The sequence below is a fragment of the Streptomyces sp. NPDC033216 genome (assembly GCF_055577115.1).
On the sequence record NZ_JBVIQK010000017.1, the window covers coordinates 113,624 to 129,033 of the forward strand.

At 73.1% G+C, this 15,410-nt stretch carries 16 protein-coding genes; 8 read left to right on the top strand and 8 right to left on the bottom strand.

Annotation, left to right across the window (positions count from 1 at the left end; translation table 11 throughout):
• Positions 1–474 precede the first annotated feature (474 nt).
• The 3 genes from ACZ5Y0_RS26825 (at position 475) to ACZ5Y0_RS26835 (ending at position 3,551) form a co-directional block, all read left to right on the top strand.
• Positions 475–2,073, top strand: a complete 1,599-nt coding sequence (locus ACZ5Y0_RS26825; protein ID WP_469131245.1) for an ABC-F family ATP-binding cassette domain-containing protein — start codon at positions 475–477, stop codon at positions 2,071–2,073.
• Between the two features lie 335 nt (positions 2,074–2,408).
• Positions 2,409–2,630, top strand: coding sequence for a helix-turn-helix domain-containing protein (locus ACZ5Y0_RS26830; RefSeq protein WP_004002281.1), 222 nt, complete (start codon positions 2,409–2,411; stop codon positions 2,628–2,630).
• Between the two features lie 117 nt (positions 2,631–2,747).
• Positions 2,748–3,551, top strand: coding sequence for an enoyl-CoA hydratase/isomerase family protein (locus tag ACZ5Y0_RS26835; RefSeq protein ID WP_469131246.1), 804 nt, complete (start codon positions 2,748–2,750; stop codon positions 3,549–3,551).
• 31 nt (positions 3,552–3,582) lie between these two features.
• Here the strand turns inward: ACZ5Y0_RS26835 and ACZ5Y0_RS26840 are convergent, their stop codons facing one another.
• Positions 3,583–4,305 (bottom strand): nucleopolyhedrovirus P10 family protein, encoded by a 723-nt coding sequence (locus tag ACZ5Y0_RS26840; protein ID WP_469131247.1) that lies wholly within the window; start codon positions 4,303–4,305, stop codon positions 3,583–3,585.
• An 87-nt stretch (positions 4,306–4,392) separates the two neighbouring features.
• Here ACZ5Y0_RS26840 and ACZ5Y0_RS26845 point away from each other — a divergent pair, with 87 nt between their 5' ends.
• Genes ACZ5Y0_RS26845 through amaP form a run of 5 tightly spaced genes read left to right on the top strand, consistent with a single transcriptional unit; the run spans position 4,393 to position 6,703 of the window.
• Positions 4,393–4,875: an Asp23/Gls24 family envelope stress response protein gene (locus ACZ5Y0_RS26845; RefSeq protein WP_469131248.1), complete on the top strand. Its 483-nt coding sequence runs from the start codon at positions 4,393–4,395 to the stop codon at positions 4,873–4,875.
• Positions 4,876–4,918: 43 nt separating this feature from the next.
• Positions 4,919–5,104: a hypothetical protein gene (locus ACZ5Y0_RS26850; RefSeq protein WP_469131249.1), complete on the top strand. Its 186-nt coding sequence runs from the start codon at positions 4,919–4,921 to the stop codon at positions 5,102–5,104.
• Complete coding sequence (locus tag ACZ5Y0_RS26855) at positions 5,101–5,481, top strand: Asp23/Gls24 family envelope stress response protein (RefSeq protein WP_469131250.1); 381 nt, start codon at positions 5,101–5,103, stop codon at positions 5,479–5,481. Before ACZ5Y0_RS26850 ends, ACZ5Y0_RS26855 begins: the two co-directional genes overlap by 4 nt.
• Complete coding sequence (locus tag ACZ5Y0_RS26860) at positions 5,478–6,119, top strand: DUF6286 domain-containing protein (RefSeq protein ID WP_469131251.1); 642 nt, start codon at positions 5,478–5,480, stop codon at positions 6,117–6,119. The genes ACZ5Y0_RS26855 and ACZ5Y0_RS26860 overlap by 4 nt, the downstream gene beginning before the upstream one ends.
• Positions 6,116–6,703, top strand: a complete 588-nt coding sequence (amaP, locus tag ACZ5Y0_RS26865) for an alkaline shock response membrane anchor protein AmaP (RefSeq protein WP_469131252.1) — start codon at positions 6,116–6,118, stop codon at positions 6,701–6,703. Before ACZ5Y0_RS26860 ends, amaP begins: the two co-directional genes overlap by 4 nt.
• Positions 6,704–6,834: 131 nt before the next feature.
• On the opposite strand, the gene ACZ5Y0_RS26870 is transcribed toward amaP, so the two are convergent.
• The 7 genes from ACZ5Y0_RS26870 to ACZ5Y0_RS26900 all read right to left on the bottom strand — a co-directional run bounded on the left by ACZ5Y0_RS26870 (position 6,835) and on the right by ACZ5Y0_RS26900 (position 15,154).
• Entirely contained in the window at positions 6,835–7,590 is a 756-nt protein-coding gene (locus ACZ5Y0_RS26870) for an SDR family oxidoreductase (protein ID WP_469131253.1), read from the bottom strand.
• A gap of 5 nt (positions 7,591–7,595) precedes the next feature.
• Positions 7,596–9,386 carry a glycoside hydrolase family 15 protein gene (locus ACZ5Y0_RS26875; RefSeq protein WP_469131254.1) on the bottom strand — a complete coding sequence of 597 codons (1,791 nt, stop codon included), beginning with the start codon at positions 9,384–9,386 and terminating at the stop codon, positions 7,596–7,598.
• Between the two features lie 199 nt (positions 9,387–9,585).
• Positions 9,586–10,380: an SURF1 family cytochrome oxidase biogenesis protein gene (locus ACZ5Y0_RS26880; protein WP_469131255.1), complete on the bottom strand. Its 795-nt coding sequence runs from the start codon at positions 10,378–10,380 to the stop codon at positions 9,586–9,588.
• Positions 10,381–10,429: 49 nt separating this feature from the next.
• Positions 10,430–10,663, bottom strand: coding sequence for a hypothetical protein (locus ACZ5Y0_RS26885; RefSeq protein WP_073496546.1), 234 nt, complete (start codon positions 10,661–10,663; stop codon positions 10,430–10,432).
• A gap of 79 nt (positions 10,664–10,742) precedes the next feature.
• On the bottom strand, positions 10,743–11,735 hold the full coding sequence (locus tag ACZ5Y0_RS26890; protein WP_469131256.1) for a DEDDh family exonuclease: 993 nt from the start codon (positions 11,733–11,735) through the stop codon (positions 10,743–10,745).
• A 346-nt stretch (positions 11,736–12,081) separates the two neighbouring features.
• Complete coding sequence (locus ACZ5Y0_RS26895) at positions 12,082–13,461, bottom strand: CoA transferase (protein ID WP_469131296.1); 1,380 nt, start codon at positions 13,459–13,461, stop codon at positions 12,082–12,084.
• A 160-nt stretch (positions 13,462–13,621) separates the two neighbouring features.
• Entirely contained in the window at positions 13,622–15,154 is a 1,533-nt protein-coding gene (locus ACZ5Y0_RS26900) for a S8 family serine peptidase (protein ID WP_469131257.1), read from the bottom strand.
• Positions 15,155–15,410: the final 256 nt, after the last annotated feature.

Consider the following 15,410-nt stretch of genomic DNA (forward strand, 5'->3'; position numbering starts at 1 on the left):
TCTACGGCGGCCCCCTGGCCGCCATCCTCACCCGCCACCCGCCCCACGCCCGCGAGCCGGCCGACCGCCCCGCGCCCGCAGAACCGGACACCGCGCACCTTCCCGCAGCGACGCCCCGTACGCATGGTGGGCCGACCCCCACTTGCCCACCCACCAGCGGAACCCACCTGCCGCGGAACCTCGTCCGCCCGCTACGCCCGCGGAACCGCACACCCCCCTCGGCCCGCGGGGACCGGCCCCGTGGGGACGCCCGGCCCGGCGCCCACGCCGCCGGGCCCGAGGCGGGCCGTGTGTGGTCCGGTCACGCCCGTCGGCGGCCCGCGCGCAGCGCCTCGCGCGGAGATCGACGGGCTCGCCAGAAAAAGTGCTTGCACGCCCCCGTTAGAATGGCGGCATGGCCATTCTCCTCGCGCATTAGACGGCGGGAACGTCCTCAGCCGTCCATCCCGCCCCCACCCGCTCTGGAGTCTGTCCGTGATCTCCGCCTCCGGCATCGAGCTGCGCGCCGGTGCCCGCATCCTCATCGAGAACGCCTCCTTCCGTATCGCCAAGGGCGACCGCATCGGCCTGGTCGGGCGCAACGGCGCCGGCAAGACCACGCTGACCAAGGTCCTCGCCGGTGAGGGCATCCCCGCCGCGGGCCAGGTCACCCGTTCCGGCGAGGTCGGCTACCTCCCGCAGGACCCCCGCACCGGAGACCTCGACGTCCTCGCCCGCGACCGCATCCTCTCCGCCCGCGGTCTCGACGTACTCATCCGCAAGATGCGCGACAACGAGCAGCGCATCGCCAACGGCCAGGGCGCCACCCGCGAGAAGGCCATGAGGCAGTACGAGCGCCACGAGACGGAGTTCCTCACCAAGGGCGGGTACGCCGCCGAGGCCGAGGCCGCCACCATCGCCGCAGCGCTGAACCTGCCCGACCGCGTGCTCGGCCAGCCCCTGCACACCCTGTCCGGCGGTCAGCGACGCCGTGTCGAGCTGGCCCGGATCCTGTTCTCCGACGCGGACACCCTGCTCCTCGACGAGCCGACGAACCACCTGGACGCCGACTCGATCGTCTGGCTGCGGGACTACCTCAAGACCTACCGCGGCGGTTTCATCGTCATCTCCCACGACGTCGACCTGGTCGAGACGGTGGTCAACAAGGTGTTCTACCTGGACGCCAACCGCTCCCAGATCGACGTGTACAACATGGGCTGGAAGCTCTACCAGCAACAGCGCGAGGCCGACGAGAAGCGTCGCAAGCGCGAGCGGCAGAACGCCGAGAAGAAGGCCGCCGCACTGCACACGCAGGCCGACAAGATGCGCGCCAAGGCCACCAAGACGGTCGCCGCGCAGAACATGGCCAAGCGGGCCGACCGGCTGCTCGCCGGGCTCGAGGCGGTGCGGGCCTCCGACAAGGTCGCCAAGCTGCGCTTCCCGGAGCCCGCGCCCTGCGGCAAGACCCCGCTGATGGCGGAGGGCCTGTCGAAGTCGTACGGCTCGCTGGAGATCTTCACGGACGTCGACCTGGCCATCGACAAGGGCTCCCGCGTCGTCATCCTCGGCCTCAACGGCGCCGGCAAGACCACCCTGCTCCGCCTGCTCGGCGGCGTGGAGACCCCCGACACCGGCGAGGTGCGCCCCGGCCACGGACTCAAGCTCGGCTACTACGCGCAGGAGCACGAGACCCTCGATCCCGAGCGCTCGGTCCTGGAGAACATGCGCTCCGCCGCCCCCGACCTGGACCTCGTGGAGGTCCGCAAGGTGCTCGGGTCGTTCCTGTTCTCCGGCGACGACGTCGACAAGCCGGCCGGCGTCCTGTCCGGCGGTGAGAAGACCCGGCTGGCCCTGGCCACGCTCGTGGTCTCCTCGGCCAACGTGCTGCTGCTCGACGAGCCCACCAACAACCTCGACCCGGCCAGCCGCGAGGAGATCCTGGGCGCGCTGCGCACCTACAAGGGCGCGGTCGTCCTCGTCACCCACGACGAGGGCGCCGTGCAGGCGCTCCAGCCCGAGCGGATCATCCTGCTGCCCGACGGCGTCGAGGACCTGTGGGGCTCCGACTACGCGGACCTCGTCGCCCTGGCTTGATCGAATGCGTGATCCACGGCGTATGGATCATTCGGCCCACCGGTGATCCCTCATCTGTGTGAGATGGCCTCGTACCGAGGTGTGTCCTACACCGATTTCGCGGCCGACCCCTTTGACACCAGGGGGTCGGCCGTCGTGCGTCCCTGACCTGGCACTTCGCGGAAGGACCCGTTCGGGCGTACGAACATCCGCCACTGGAATGACAGGTTCCGTTCGTGGGTACGCGCTCCTGTCGTCAAAACCCTGTCGCACGGACCTTGCCGAATGGGTGGCCATCGGGCCCCGGAGGGGTGATCATGAGGGGACCAGAGCGCACTTCCCATGAGGAGGCACGGGTGGCCGAGACTCTGAAGAAGGGCAGCCGGGTGACCGGCGCCGCGCGCGACAAGCTCGCGGCAGACCTGAAGAAGAAGTACGACTCCGGTGCGAGCATCCGGGCACTGGCCGAGGAGACCGGCCGCTCGTATGGCTTCGTGCACCGGATGCTCAGCGAGTCGGGCGTCACGCTTCGTGGGCGTGGCGGAGCGACGCGCGGCAAGAAGGCCGCCTCGTCCTGATCCGGGCGGCCCATCGGCTTCGATGGTGGCCACCCGGTCGGTCTTCCGATCGGCCGGGTGGTTACTGTGCAGTCACTTAGCTGACCGCTAGCTGACCGCACCCACCGGAGGCGCCCCATGGCCACGCCCGACCAGGAACTCGTTCCCCTGCTCGACAAGGACGGCGTACGGCTCACCGTCGACGACGCACTCGCCACGGTGACGCTGACCCATCCGGCCAAGCGCAACGCGCAGAGCCCTGCGATGTGGCGCGCGCTGGCCGAAGCGGGCCGGAACCTGCCGGGCTCCGTCCGCGTGGTCGTGCTGCGCGGCGAGGGCAAGTCCTTCTCCGCCGGTCTCGACCGGCAGATGTTCACGCCCGAGGGGATCGAGGGGGAGCCGTCCTTCGTCGATCTCGCACGCAGTGGCGACGCCGAACTCGACGCTGCCATCGCCGAGTTCCAGGAGGGCTTCACCTGGTGGCGGCGCAACGACCTCGTGTCGATCGCCGCCGTTCAGGGCCACGCCATCGGCGCGGGCTTCCAACTGGCCCTCGCCTGTGATCTGCGCGTCGTCGCCGACGACGTGCAGTTCGCCATGCGCGAGACCGGACTCGGCCTGGTACCGGACCTCACCGGCACACACCCCCTCGTCTCCCTCGTGGGGTACGGCCGTGCCGTCGAGATCTGCCTGACCGGCCGCTTCGTACACGCCCAGGAAGCGGTCGCCACCGGCCTCGCCAACGTCTCCGTGCCGGCCGCCGAGCTGGACGCGACGGTCCGGGAACTGGCCGCGGCGATCCTGGCCGCGCCGCGCGACGCCGTCGTCGAGACGAAGACGCTGCTGCGCGGCGCCGGCGACCGGACGTACGACGAGCAGCGGGCGGCCGAGCGCGCCTCCCAGGCCCGCCGCCTGCGGGACCTGGCCGGCCTCGGAGAGTGAGCGCGGCGGGCCAGGTGGGCGGGGTGGGCGTTCAGCCCGCCCACGTCACCAGCACCGCCACCGTCGGCTGATCCGGCAGCGCGTCCGACACCGCCGCGCGGACCTCCCGGGCCACGTCCAACGCCCGGTGGTCCACCCGCACGGCGATCTCCACGCGCGCGTGGAGGCGCGGCAGGACGGCCGTCCCGTCCCGCCGCTCCTCCAGGCGCACCGCCCGCCCGAGCACGTCCGTCAGCGCGGACACCCCCGGCACCGAGGCGACGGCCTCGGCGACGCGCGCCTCGGCGCCCTCCCGCGCCACCGCGGCCGACCGGGGCGGCCGCTCCGCCTCCGGCACGGGCTCCGGCCGCTCTTCCTCCTCGTCGAGCAGGCCCGTCACCCGCAGATCCACCTCGGCCACCACCAGCCCGAGCCGCTCCGTGGCCGCCACCGCCAGCGCCGTACGCAGCCGGGACGCGGTCGTGGGCAGGGGTTCGGAGGCCGTCGCCGCGAAGTCCGCCGTCACCCGCAACGGCCCCGGCGGCAGCGCGCTCGGTGGCGCCGGGACCACCGGCTCGTACGTCATCTCGGGGTCCGCGACCGCGATCCGCAACAGGCCCAGGCGCACGCCGGGCAGCTCCCGTGCCACCCCGCGCAGCACCGCCTCCGCCGCGTCCTCCGCGATCCACGCGCCGTCCCGCGGCCCGCCCAGGGGGAGCAACCGGCCCATCGAGAGCTGTTCGCGCACCGTGTGCGTCCATCTGTCCGCCGTCATTCCCCCAGCCTGCCGTATCCCTGGGGCGAAGACGGTGAACCGCGCTTACGGTGGCAGAAGGACGACGACCGAAAAGGACGTACGGTGATGAGCGAGACGACGGAACAGAGCAGGACGCACCTCCCGGACGGCGGCAGCGAGACGGTGTCGACCCGAAAGGCGGCGCGGCGCGGCGGCGGAGACCCGGCGTCCCGCGGACGCACCACCATCGCCGACGGCGTCGTGGAGAAGATCGCCGGATTGGCGGCCCGTGACGTGGTCGGCGTGCACGCCATGGGCAGCGGGATGAGCCGCACCTTCGGAGCGGTGCGCGACCGGGTGCCCGGTGGCACGAAGTCCGTCACCCGAGGCGTCAAGGCCGAGGTCGGTGAGGTGCAGACGGCGCTCGACCTGGAGATCGTGGTCGACTACGGCGTGTCCATCACCGAGGTCTCCGGGGACGTGCGCGAGAACGTCATCGCGGCCGTCGAGCGGATGACCGGCCTAGAGGTGGTCGAGGTCAACATCGCGGTCAGCGACGTCAAGCTTCCCGAGGAAGAGGACGAGGAGCCGGAGTCCCGGCTCCAGTGACACACCGGCCACCGGGCGACCGGGCCGCTGAGGGGAGTGCACCGTGAATCTGGCCGTGGTGGGCATGATCGCCGGCATGGCACTGGGCTTCGCCGGATACTTCGGCGGGTTCGGGGCCTTCCTGCTGGTGGCGGCGCTGGGCGCCGTCGGGTTCGTCGTGGGCCGGTTCCTGGAAGGGGACCTGGAACTCGGCGACTTCTTCCGCGCGCGCGACGGCCGGCGCCGGTGACGTCCGTGGGACAGGGGACCGGGGCGCCCGGCACCCGTGCGGTGGTTCCGCCGGGAGAACGGGGCGCCACCCGGATCACCGACCGGGTCGTGGCCAAGGTCGCCGCGCAGGCCGCGCGCGAGGCGGTGGGGCCGCTGCCGCCCGGCGCCGCCCGTCCGCACGCCGGCGTGGTCGTCCATCACGACGCCGCTCACATCCGCGTCCACCTCGAACTCGGCTATCCGACCGACATCGGTCCGCGCTGCCAGGCGGTGCGTCGTCATGTCACCGAGCGGGTGGGCGCACTGGTGGGAATGGAGGTGCGGGAAGTCGCCGTCCAGGTCGAACGCCTGCACCTGGCGGCGGAACACGGCCTGGCACACGGGAGGACGCCATGAGCGAGCCCCTGGGCTCCGAGGGCACCACACGACGACTGCCGGTCCTCGAGAAGACCGACGGCGACGTACCCGAGCCCGAACCCGCCCCCGCGCCGAGCAGCGGACGCTTCTGGTCGGCCCGCCGCGTCCCGGCGGCCGTCGTCGCGCTGCTCCTCGCCGCCCTCGCGGGCGTGCTCCTCTACGACGTCGCCGCCGTACGTGCCGACCGACCCGCCCTGCACGTGCGCCGGGAGCTGGCGCGACAGCTCGCCGACCGGCCCCTGGACGACACCTGGGTCCTGGTCGGCGCGGGCGTCGCCGCGGCCCTCGGCCTGTGGCTGGTCCTCCTCGCCGTCACGCCCGGACTGCGTGATGTCCTGCCCATGCGGCGCCCCCACCCCGATGTCCGAGCCGGGCTTCACCGGGGTGCCGCCGGGCTGGTGCTGCGCGACCGGGCCATGGAGGTCGCCGGTGTGCAGTCGGCGCACGTCCGCGCCGGGCGCCGCCGGGCCGATGTGCGGGCGGTCGCCCACTTCCGCGACCTGGACGAGGTGCGCGCCGACCTGGACGAGGTGCTCGGCGACGCCGTCCGCGGGCTGGGGCTCGTCCGGCCACCCAGGCTGTCCGTGCACGTGCGCCGGCCCGGACGGAAGGGATGAGAACGATGCTGAGGACCGTCAACCGCGTGGGCCTGGGACTCGTCGGCCTCGTCCTGCTGGCCGTCGGCGGTGCCGTCCTCGCCGTCGGTCTGGGCGCGAACCCGCCCTCCTGGTGGATCCACGACGGCAGGCACGACGTCCTGCTCAGCACCGCCGAGCGCACCCGCTGGCGGCGGGAGGACTGGTGGTGGCCGACCGTCCTCGCCGTACTGACGGTGCTCGTCCTGCTCGCGCTGTGGTGGCTGGTCGCCGTCCTGCGCCGACGCCGCCTCGGCGAGGTCCTCGTCGACACCGGCGACGGCGCGGGCGCGGTGCTGCGCGGCCGGGCCCTGGAGGGCGTCCTGGCCGGCGACGCGGCCCGCCTGGACGGCGTGTCCGACAGCCACGCCCACCTCACGGGCCGCCGGGACGCCCCCGAGGCCCACGTACGGCTCCGGCTGGAACCGCACGTGGACCCGGCCGTGGCCCTGGACCATGTGACGAACGAGTCCCTGGCCCACGTGCGGGACTCGGCGGCGCTGACCTCGCTCCCGGCGGAGGTCCGCCTGAGGACGGCCAAGCACAAGGCGGAACGGGTGAGTTGACGCCGGCCCCAGGCGGGGCTGTCGGGCTGAGGGGCCAGTGGGCTGCCGTCGGGCTGAGGTGGGGCCGGCGCGCTGCCGCAGGGGCGAGGTGGGGCTCGCGCCGCCGGCGCGCGGCCGGGTTCGGCGACCCCTCAGAACCCGTGTCGCATCCCGCCGTCCACGGGAACCATGATGCCGGTCAGATAGGACGCGGCCGGCGACAGCAGAAAGGCCGCCACCCGGCCGAACTCCTCCGGAGTCCCGTACCGCCGCAGCGGGATACGGGACTCGTTCGCGGTCCGGGTCGCCTTCGGATCCGCCGACAGTGCGTCCAGCTCGCGTACGCGGTCCGTGTCGATCCGCGCGGGCAGCAGCCCCACGACCCGGATCCCACGCGGCCCCAGCTCGTCGGCGAGCGACTTGGCGAACCCGGCCAGTCCCGGCCGCAGCCCGTTGGAGATCGTCAGCCCCGGAACCGGCTCGTGCACCGATCCGGACAGCACGAACCCGACGACACCCCCGGCCTCCAGTTCGGCGGCGGCCGCGCGCGCCAGCCGCACGGCGCCGAGGAACACCGACTCGAACGCTGTCCGCCACTGTTCGTCGGTGGTGTCGGCGGCGAACCCGGGCGGCGGCCCGCCCACGCTCACCAGTACACCGTCGAAGCGGCCGAAGGACTCCCGCGCGGCCCCGATCAGCCGTGCGGGCGCCTCGGGGTCGGCGTTGTCGACGGCGAGGCCGACCGCGTCCGGCCCCAGCGCCCTCGCCGCCTCGGCGGCGCGCTCCTCGTCCCGCCCCGTGACGACCACCTTCGCGCCGTCCGCGACCAGCTCGCGCGCGGCGGCGTTGCCGAGGCCGCGGGTGGCCCCGGTGACGACGTACACCCGGTCCTTCAGTCCAAGATCCATGGCCCCTATCCTGCCTGCTCGCCGCCGTACAGCGTGAGGGCGGTGTTGACGAGGCCGATATGACTGAACGCCTGCGGGTAGTTCCCCAGGTGGCGGCAGGCCTTCGGGTCGTACTCCTCCGCCAGCAGCCCCACGTCGTTGGCCAGGGCCACCAGGCGGTCGAACAACTCCCGCGCCTCCTGGGTCCGGCCCGTCATGTGGAGGGCGTCCGCGAGCCAGAAGGAGCACGCCAGGAAGACGCCCTCGTCGCCGGGCAGGCCGTCCACGGCCTGCCCGGCGGTGCTGTAGCGGCGCAGCAGGCCGTTGTGCCCGAGTTCCTCGCGGACGGCGTCGACGGTGCCGATCACCCGCGGGTCGTCGGGCGGCAGGAAGCCGACGCGCGGGATGAGGAGCAGGGAGGCGTCCAGGTCTTGCGAGCCGTAGAACTGCGTGAAGGTGTTGCGTTCGGGGTCGTAACCCTTCTCGCAGACCTCGCGGTGCACCTCGTCGCGCAGCGCACGCCATGCGTCCACGTCGCCGTTGAGCCGTGGGTACCGCTCCACCGCGCGGACGGCGCGGTCGGCGGCCACCCACACCATCACCTTCGAGTGCACGAACTGACGGCGGCCGCCGCGCACCTCCCACAGCCCCTCGTCGGGCTGCCGCCAGTTCTCGCACAGCCAGTTCATCAACGCGCACTGGAGCGACCACATGTGCGGCTTGGGCGACATCCCCGAGAGGCGGGCCAGTGACAGCGAGTCCATCACCTCGCCGTAGACGTCCAGCTGAAGCTGGCTCACGGCACCGTTGCCGATGCGTACGGGGCGGGAGCCGCCGTAGCCGGACAGCCACGGCAGCTCGCACTCGGGCAGTCGGCGCTCACCCGCCAGCCCGTACATGATCTGGAGGTCCGCCGGGTCGCCCGCGACGGCACGCAGCAGCCAGTCCCGCCAGGCCTCGGCCTCCTCCTCGTATCCGGCCGCCAGCAGGGCGCCGAGGGTGAGGGTGGAGTCGCGCAGCCAGCAGTAGCGGTAGTCCCAGTTGCGGATCCCGCCCATCTCCTCGGGCAGGGACGTGGTGAGCGCGGCGGCGATACCGCCCGTGGGCACGTAGGTGAGGGCCTTCAGGGTGATGAGGGAGCGGACCACGGCGTCCCGGTGGGGCCCGTCGTAGCGGCAGCGCCCCGCCCACGCCTGCCAGTCCGCGACGCTCACCCGCAGCGCCTCGTACGGATCGACGAGCGGCGGGCGGGCGTGGTGCGAGGGATGCCACGTCAGCACGAAAGCGACCGTCTCGCCCGCGGCGACGGTGAACTCCGAGTGGGTGCCGAAGTCCTCGCCCCACGTGCGCACCTCCGGCTCGCTGCGGAACCACACCGCGTCCGGCCCGGCGACCGCCACCCGGTGGCCGTCGACCCGGCGCATCCACGGGACGACCCAGCCGTAGTCGAAGCGCAGCCGCAGAGCGCTGTGGACGGTGACACGCCCGCGCAGTCCCTCGACGATGCGTACGACGTCGGGGGCTCTGTCGCGCTGCGGCATCAGGTCGGTGACACGGATCGCGCCCTCGTCCGTCTCCCACTCGGTGTCCAGCACGAGCGTGTCGGGGCGGTAGGCGCGGCGGGTGCAGTACTTCCCGTCGGCGCCCTTGGGCGCGATGCGCCAGTGGCCGTTCTCCTCGTCGCCCAGGAGCCGGGCGAAGCAGGCCCCGGAGTCGAAGCGGGGCAGGCACAACCAGTCGACCGAGCCGTCCATGCCGACCAGGGCCGCGGTCTGTTCGTCGCCGATGACGGCGTAGTCCTCGATACGGGGGTGCACGGGGTGCGGGTTCCCGGCGAGGGGGCAGGGCAACCCGGGCGGGGGCCGCGCGGGTGACCGGGGTCCCGGGCGGCTCACATTTTCGGTGGCACCCCCTACCCCCCGGGGTATCTGCGTGGAGGGATCCGCCCGGCCACGGTCCCACCGCGCGGCCGGGCGGAACCGGGGCGCACCGGCCCCGGAGACGCGCCCGAGGCGCTCAGACGGCCGCCGGCTGCGCCTGTGCCGTCCCCTGCGAGGCGGCGGCCTCCCGGCGGTCGCGCAGCTCCCGCCGGACCAGGACCACCCAGCCGATCGGTACACCCGCGGAGAACAGCCACCACTGGATCGCGTAGGCGTAGTTGAGCGCGGCGTCCTCGTGGCCCGGCCTGCCGATCAGCTCCGGGGTGCCCCTCTCGGGCTCGGGCGCCGTCTGCGCGATGTAGCCGCCGAGGACCTGCGCGCCGAGGCGCCGCGCCTCCTGTTCGCTGTTGATCAGCATGACCTGCCGGTCCGGCAGCCCCTTGAGGTTCTTGATACCGCTCGCGGCCGTCGTCTCGTCGGGCATCAGCCGCCCCGTCACGGTGACCTGCCCGGCGGGCGGCGCCGGGACCTCGGGGAACGTGGTCTGGCTGGGGGCGTCGGCGGGGATCCAGCCGCGGTTGACGAGCAGTACCCTGCCGTCCGTCAGGACGAACGGGGTGAGGACGTGGAAGCCGACCTCCTCGTCGCCGTTGACCCGCCGCCGTACGACGACCTCCCGCCCGGTGTCGAAGTGGCCCACGGCGGTCACGGAGCGGTACCGCTGGCCGGTGCTCACGGTGTGGCCCGGGGAGGTCATCTTCTCCACCGGCACGGGGGCGGCGGTGAGCGCGTCGGAGACCAGCTGATTGCGGGCGGTGCGCTCGTCGTAGCGGTGCATCTGCCAGATGCCCAGCCTGATCATCGTGGGGATCAGGAGGAGGGCGACGAGCGTGATGATCACCCACTGCCGGGACAACAGGAAGCGGTACACCCCACGACCGTACCTCCCGGTCGTGGGGTGTCCTCGGGTGGGGGCCGCTTCAGACCCGGTCGACGATGCCCGCCTTTCCCTCCGCGCGGGCGCAGTGGGCGCCGCAGAACCACTGCCCCTCGACCTCCACGCCCTGGCCGATGATCTGCACCCGGCAGTGCTCGCAGATCGGGGCCATGCGGTGGATCGCACAGGAGAAGCAGTCGAAGACGTGCACCGCGCCCTGCGCGTGCACCTCGAAGGTCATTCCGTAGTTGTTGCCGCAAACTTCGCATGTCGCCATGCGCCACAGGGTGAGCCGTCGGCACGGCGCGGGCGAGACGGCGCCGGGCGAGTCGCCCGCCAATCACCCGTCCGTACGGTCACTGGCGCACAGCCGGCTCGACATCGCGCAGCAATTGGCCGAACGCCGCCTCGTCCACCACCGGCGTGCCGAACTGGCGGGCCTTGACCACCTTGGAGGTGCCCGAGTCCGGATCGTTGGTGACGAGCAGGCTGGTCAGCCGGGAGACCGACGTGGCGACATGCAGCCCGGCCTCGGTCGCGCGGTCCTCCAGCAGCTCGCGCTCGACCGACGTGTCCCCGGAGAACGCGATCCGCATGCCCTGCTTGAGACGTTTGCCGTCTTCGTACCGCCCCGGATTGGGGTAGGGGCACGCGGGTCGCTTACGGGCCGGACGCCAACTGGTCGGCCGGGGGCCGCCGGGGCCGCTCGCCTGCCGGCCGATCCACGGCGCGGGCCGGTCCTGCCACTCCGTCAGCGGCCGGCACTCGTGCAGCGGCAGCCGTACGCCGCCCGCCGCCGCGGCCCGCAGGCTCGGCCGGAACGCCTCCGCCAGCACGCGCGCGTCGTCCAGCGCGTGGTGCGCCCGCCGCTGGACGACACCGAAATGCGCGGCCAGCGACTCCAGCTTGTGGTTGGGCAGCGGCAGGGCCAGCTCCTTGGAGAGCGCGATGGTGCACAGCCGCTGCCGCACCGGGGCCTCGCGCTTCGCGCGCGCGTATTCGCGGGCGATCATCTGCCAGTCGAACACCGCGTTGTGCGCGACCAGGACCCGGCCGTCCAGCCGGTCCGCGAACTCCTGGGCCACGTCCTGGAAGAGGGGCGCGCCCTCCAGCGCCTCGCTCGTCAGGCCGTGGATCCACACCGGGCCGGGGTCGCGCTCCGGGTTGACCAGGGTGTACCAGTGGTCCTCGACCTCACCGCGCGCGTCCAGCCGGTAGACGGCGGCGGAGATGATCCGGTCGTCGCGGGCCAGGCCGGTGGTCTCCACGTCAACGACCGCGTATCCCTGGGGATACGCGGCCGGCCACTCCGTGGGGGAGGACGCTGTGAGCGTACGGTCTTCGAGCATGGTCAATGAGGATACGGGCCGCCACTGACAGCGGAAGCACGCCTGCGCCCCACCGCCCGGCACCTCCACACACGCGTGCGAGACGAAGCCGGACGGAAGACGCCCGCGGCGTGGGGGAGTTCGGCACCAGGCCGGGGCGGGGCGGGGGCGGCTTCGGTCACCGCCTTCGCAGCGGGCGCCGATCCCCGTCCCGGCAGGCCCGATTCGCGTACGCGTGCGTGGAGCGGTGGAGCGGCGGTCCGAGGCCCCGCCGTCCTGGACGCGATGTGTCCCCGTGCGACGGGGCCGACCGGCGACGAGGCGAACGCCGGGTCCCCCGGGCTCCGGCTCCACCACGGGGACCGGCTCAGCCGTCGGCCCCGTTCCGCACCCAGCGCGCCGGGTCCGCTCCCCACGGGCCCGGCGGTCGCGCCCAGTCGCCCGGCCCGCCGTCGAAGGACACCGGTGGCAGGGCGTACCGCAGCCGTCCGACCGGACTGACGGTCTCGGCGAGCCAGGACCGCGGCGGGTCGCCGCCGATGCCTCCCTCACCCGGCGTCGTGCCGCCCGTGAGCCATGCCGCCGTCCGCGCCAACGCCAGCCGCACGACACGGCCGTAGCCCTCGGACGACTGCTCGGTGAGAGCCCGCAGGACCGCCGCCGCCAGGAGGTGGCCGGTGCCGTGGTCGAGCACCTGGGCCGGCAGCGCGCCGGGCCGTTCGGCGGTCCCCTCGATGACCGCGATGCCGGTCGCGGCCTGCACCAGGCTGTCGAACCCGCGTCGCTCGGCCCAGGGTCCGTACGCGCCCCACGCCGACAACTGCGCCACGACCAGCCCCGGCCGGCGCGCGGTCAGTTCCTCCGCCGAGAGCCCGAACCGGTCCAGGGCGCCGGGCCGGTATCCCGTGACGACGACGTCCGCCGCGGTCAGCAACTCCTCGAACGTCCGCCGGTCGACGGCGAGATCGAGCGTCGCCGACCGCTTTCCGAAGCCGGTGTCGGCGTGCTGACCGGGCAGTTCGGGCGAGCCGGGGGCGTCGAGGCGGAGCACGTCCGCGCCCAGCAGGGCGAGGGTGCGGGTGGCGACCGGACCGGCGATCACGCGGGTGAGGTCCAGGACGCGCAGCCCGGCGGCAGGCAGCAGGGGAGTGCCGGTGAGCGACGGGAGCACGCGCGCGCGTGCGGTGTCGAGGCGCTCGGTCTCGACGAGGGGCCGCCGGGCGACCGCCGCCGCCTGCTCGTGCGCGGCCCACTGGGCGGGCGTACGCGTCGCGACGGCCAGGCCCCCGGCGGCGCACACCGTCTCCTCCACCTCCAGGGCGGACCGCTCGGCGAGGGCCTCCTCGACGGCGGCCGGGTCCTCGGACAGGTCCAGCGCCCGCAGCAGCCGTTCCCGGTGGTGCGGATAGTTGGCGTGCGTGCGCACCCAGCCGTCGGCCGTCCGCCAGAACCGTGACAGCGGCGCGAACGTGACCGGCGCCCGCCCGTCGATCAGCAGGTGCCGCTCACTGGTGAACGAGGTGGCCACCGCTGCGTCGTCCAGACGCACCCGCGGCACCGCGGCGAGCCCGGCCCGCCGTGCCCCCAGTTCGGCCGCGGCCAGCGCGCACACCCCGACCGAGGCCCGTGCCACCTCCCGTACCGGAAGCCGGGCCGGGAGCGTGCCCTGCCGCACGACGGTCGACACGCGCGCGAGGAGGGCGGGATCGCCGCCCAGCCGGGACCAGGCGAACTCGATGTCGGTCATGACTGGATGCATGACTGAACTATGCATGATTGATCGGATCAATATATGGGGTCGACTGGTGGGTCGTCCGGCCCGCCGCGGGTACCGGGACGGCTCCGGCGTCCGGAGATGCCGCGAGGCCGGGCGGATCCGCTCCGCCCGGCCTCCTGGGAACCGCCGGCTACTTCACCGCGCGCAGGGCGTTCACCACGCCGAAGCCGAAGAAGCCGTTGACGCGCTTGCCGCCCTCGCAGGTCGCGTCCACCACCCCGTCACCATTGCCGTCGTACGGCTCGGCCGGGCAGCCCGGGTTGTCGGCCTGCGCCTTGAGCAGCGCCTGGAGCGCCGCCGGAGAGGCCCACGGGTGGGTGGACTTCAGCAGCGCGGCCACACCGGCGACGTGCGGGGACGCCATCGAGGTGCCCTGGAGGAAGCCGTACGCGTTGTTCGGCATCGTCGACAGGATCCGGCCGTTGGCCGACGGGGTCTCCGGGATCTGGTACCGGTCGCCACCCGGCGCGGCCACGTCGACGACGCCCAGACCGTACGTGGAGTAGTACGACTTGGCGCCCTTGACGCCCGTCGCGCTCACCGTGACGACCCCCGGCAGCTGGGTCGGCACGTCGAAGCACTCGTGCGGGTCGATCGTCCGCGTGACCGGAGTGGAGTCGTCCGGGCTGGAGGAGTCGACGATCGCGTCGGAGTCCAGGTCGTGGTTGGAGTTGCCGGCCGAGGCGACGTTGAGCGTGCCCTTCTTCTGGGCGTACAGCTGCGCCCTGTTGACCGCGTCGACGATGGCCTTCTGGTCGGGGTCGTCCATGCAGTTGTACAGCCACGGGTCCACGTAGTAGCTGTTGTTCGTGATCTCGACCCCGTGGTCGGCGGCGAACACGAAGGCGCAGACGACGTTCTCCGGGTAGAAGAGGCCGTCCTTCGGGTCGCTCACCTTGATGCCGGCGACCTTCACGCCGGGCGCGACACCGGCCACGCCGATGCCGTTGCGGGCCGCCGCGATCTCACCGGCGACGTGCGTGCCGTGGTAGTCGTCGGTCGGGTTGTACGGCCGCCAGGCGCCCTCGCTGGTGTCGGCGACGCCGCCGACGCAGTTCGCCGACTGGGACGCGGAGAAGTTCGGGGCCAGGTCCGGGTGCGTGTCGTCCACACCGGTGTCGATGACGGCGACGGTCACCTTGCTGCTGCCCGGATTGATCTCGGCGGCCTTGTCGGCGCCGATGGCGCGCAGGTCCCACTGGTCGGCCTCGAGGGGCTCGCTCGCGCCCGCAGCGGCGGACGCGCTCGCCGTCCTCGCGGCCTCGGCCGCGGACATCAGCTTGGCGGCGCCCTCGTCGGTCGTCCCCGCCGGACTCAGCGGCGCGGTGCGGGTCGCGCCCGCCGACTGCACCCCGCGCACCGCTCGTATCCGCGCGCCGAAGTCGGGGTTCGCCGAGTGCACGACGATGACGCCGATCTTCGCGTAGGTCGCGACGACCGTGCCGTCGGCCGCGGCGATCGCCTTCTTCACCGACTCGATCGTGCGGTGGTCCACCTTGGTGTTGACGACGTACGCCAGCGTTGCGGCGTCGGCCGTCCGGGTGGCCGGAGCCGCGACCGGAGCCGCCGAGGCCGCCGTCGGCAGGAAGCCGAGGGAGGCGGTCAGTGACAGCACGACGGGCACCGCGAGGGCGAGGCGGCGTCTGGAAGGCAGATGAGCCATGGGGTCTCCACATCATCCGGAAGCGAGACCTGCCCCGGCACGGATCGTGCCTGAACAGGTACATGACGGGTGGTGCTCGCCCGAAGCTATCTCCCCGACTCACCGGCCAGCAATGACCTACGGGAGCCGAGTTCACCGGGCATCACCCACGGGCGCCGGTCCCCGGGCATGACCTACGGCGGCCGCCGCTCGTTGCCCAGGAGCCGCCGAGGCCACTTCGGAAACCCGTGCGAGGTGTTGAACCCGTCGCCGTGCG

Bases quoted from the DNA above. Each gene is read 5' to 3' on its own strand.
- ACZ5Y0_RS26870 (WP_469131253.1), bottom strand. From the start codon at position 7,590: ATGGATCTTGGACTGAAGGACCGGGTGTACGTCGTCACCGGGGCCACC.
- amaP (WP_469131252.1), top strand. From the start codon at position 6,116: ATGAGAACGATGCTGAGGACCGTCAACCGCGTGGGCCTGGGACTCGTC.
- ACZ5Y0_RS26895 (WP_469131296.1), bottom strand. From the start codon at position 13,461: ATGACCGACATCGAGTTCGCCTGGTCCCGGCTGGGCGGCGATCCCGCC.
- ACZ5Y0_RS26840 (WP_469131247.1), bottom strand. From the start codon at position 4,305: ATGACGGCGGACAGATGGACGCACACGGTGCGCGAACAGCTCTCGATG.
- ACZ5Y0_RS26845 (WP_469131248.1), top strand. From the start codon at position 4,393: ATGAGCGAGACGACGGAACAGAGCAGGACGCACCTCCCGGACGGCGGC.
- ACZ5Y0_RS26885 (WP_073496546.1), bottom strand. From the start codon at position 10,663: ATGGCGACATGCGAAGTTTGCGGCAACAACTACGGAATGACCTTCGAG.
- ACZ5Y0_RS26900 (WP_469131257.1), bottom strand. From the start codon at position 15,154: ATGGCTCATCTGCCTTCCAGACGCCGCCTCGCCCTCGCGGTGCCCGTC.
- ACZ5Y0_RS26835 (WP_469131246.1), top strand. From the start codon at position 2,748: ATGGCCACGCCCGACCAGGAACTCGTTCCCCTGCTCGACAAGGACGGC.
- ACZ5Y0_RS26860 (WP_469131251.1), top strand. From the start codon at position 5,478: ATGAGCGAGCCCCTGGGCTCCGAGGGCACCACACGACGACTGCCGGTC.
- ACZ5Y0_RS26890 (WP_469131256.1), bottom strand. From the start codon at position 11,735: ATGCTCGAAGACCGTACGCTCACAGCGTCCTCCCCCACGGAGTGGCCG.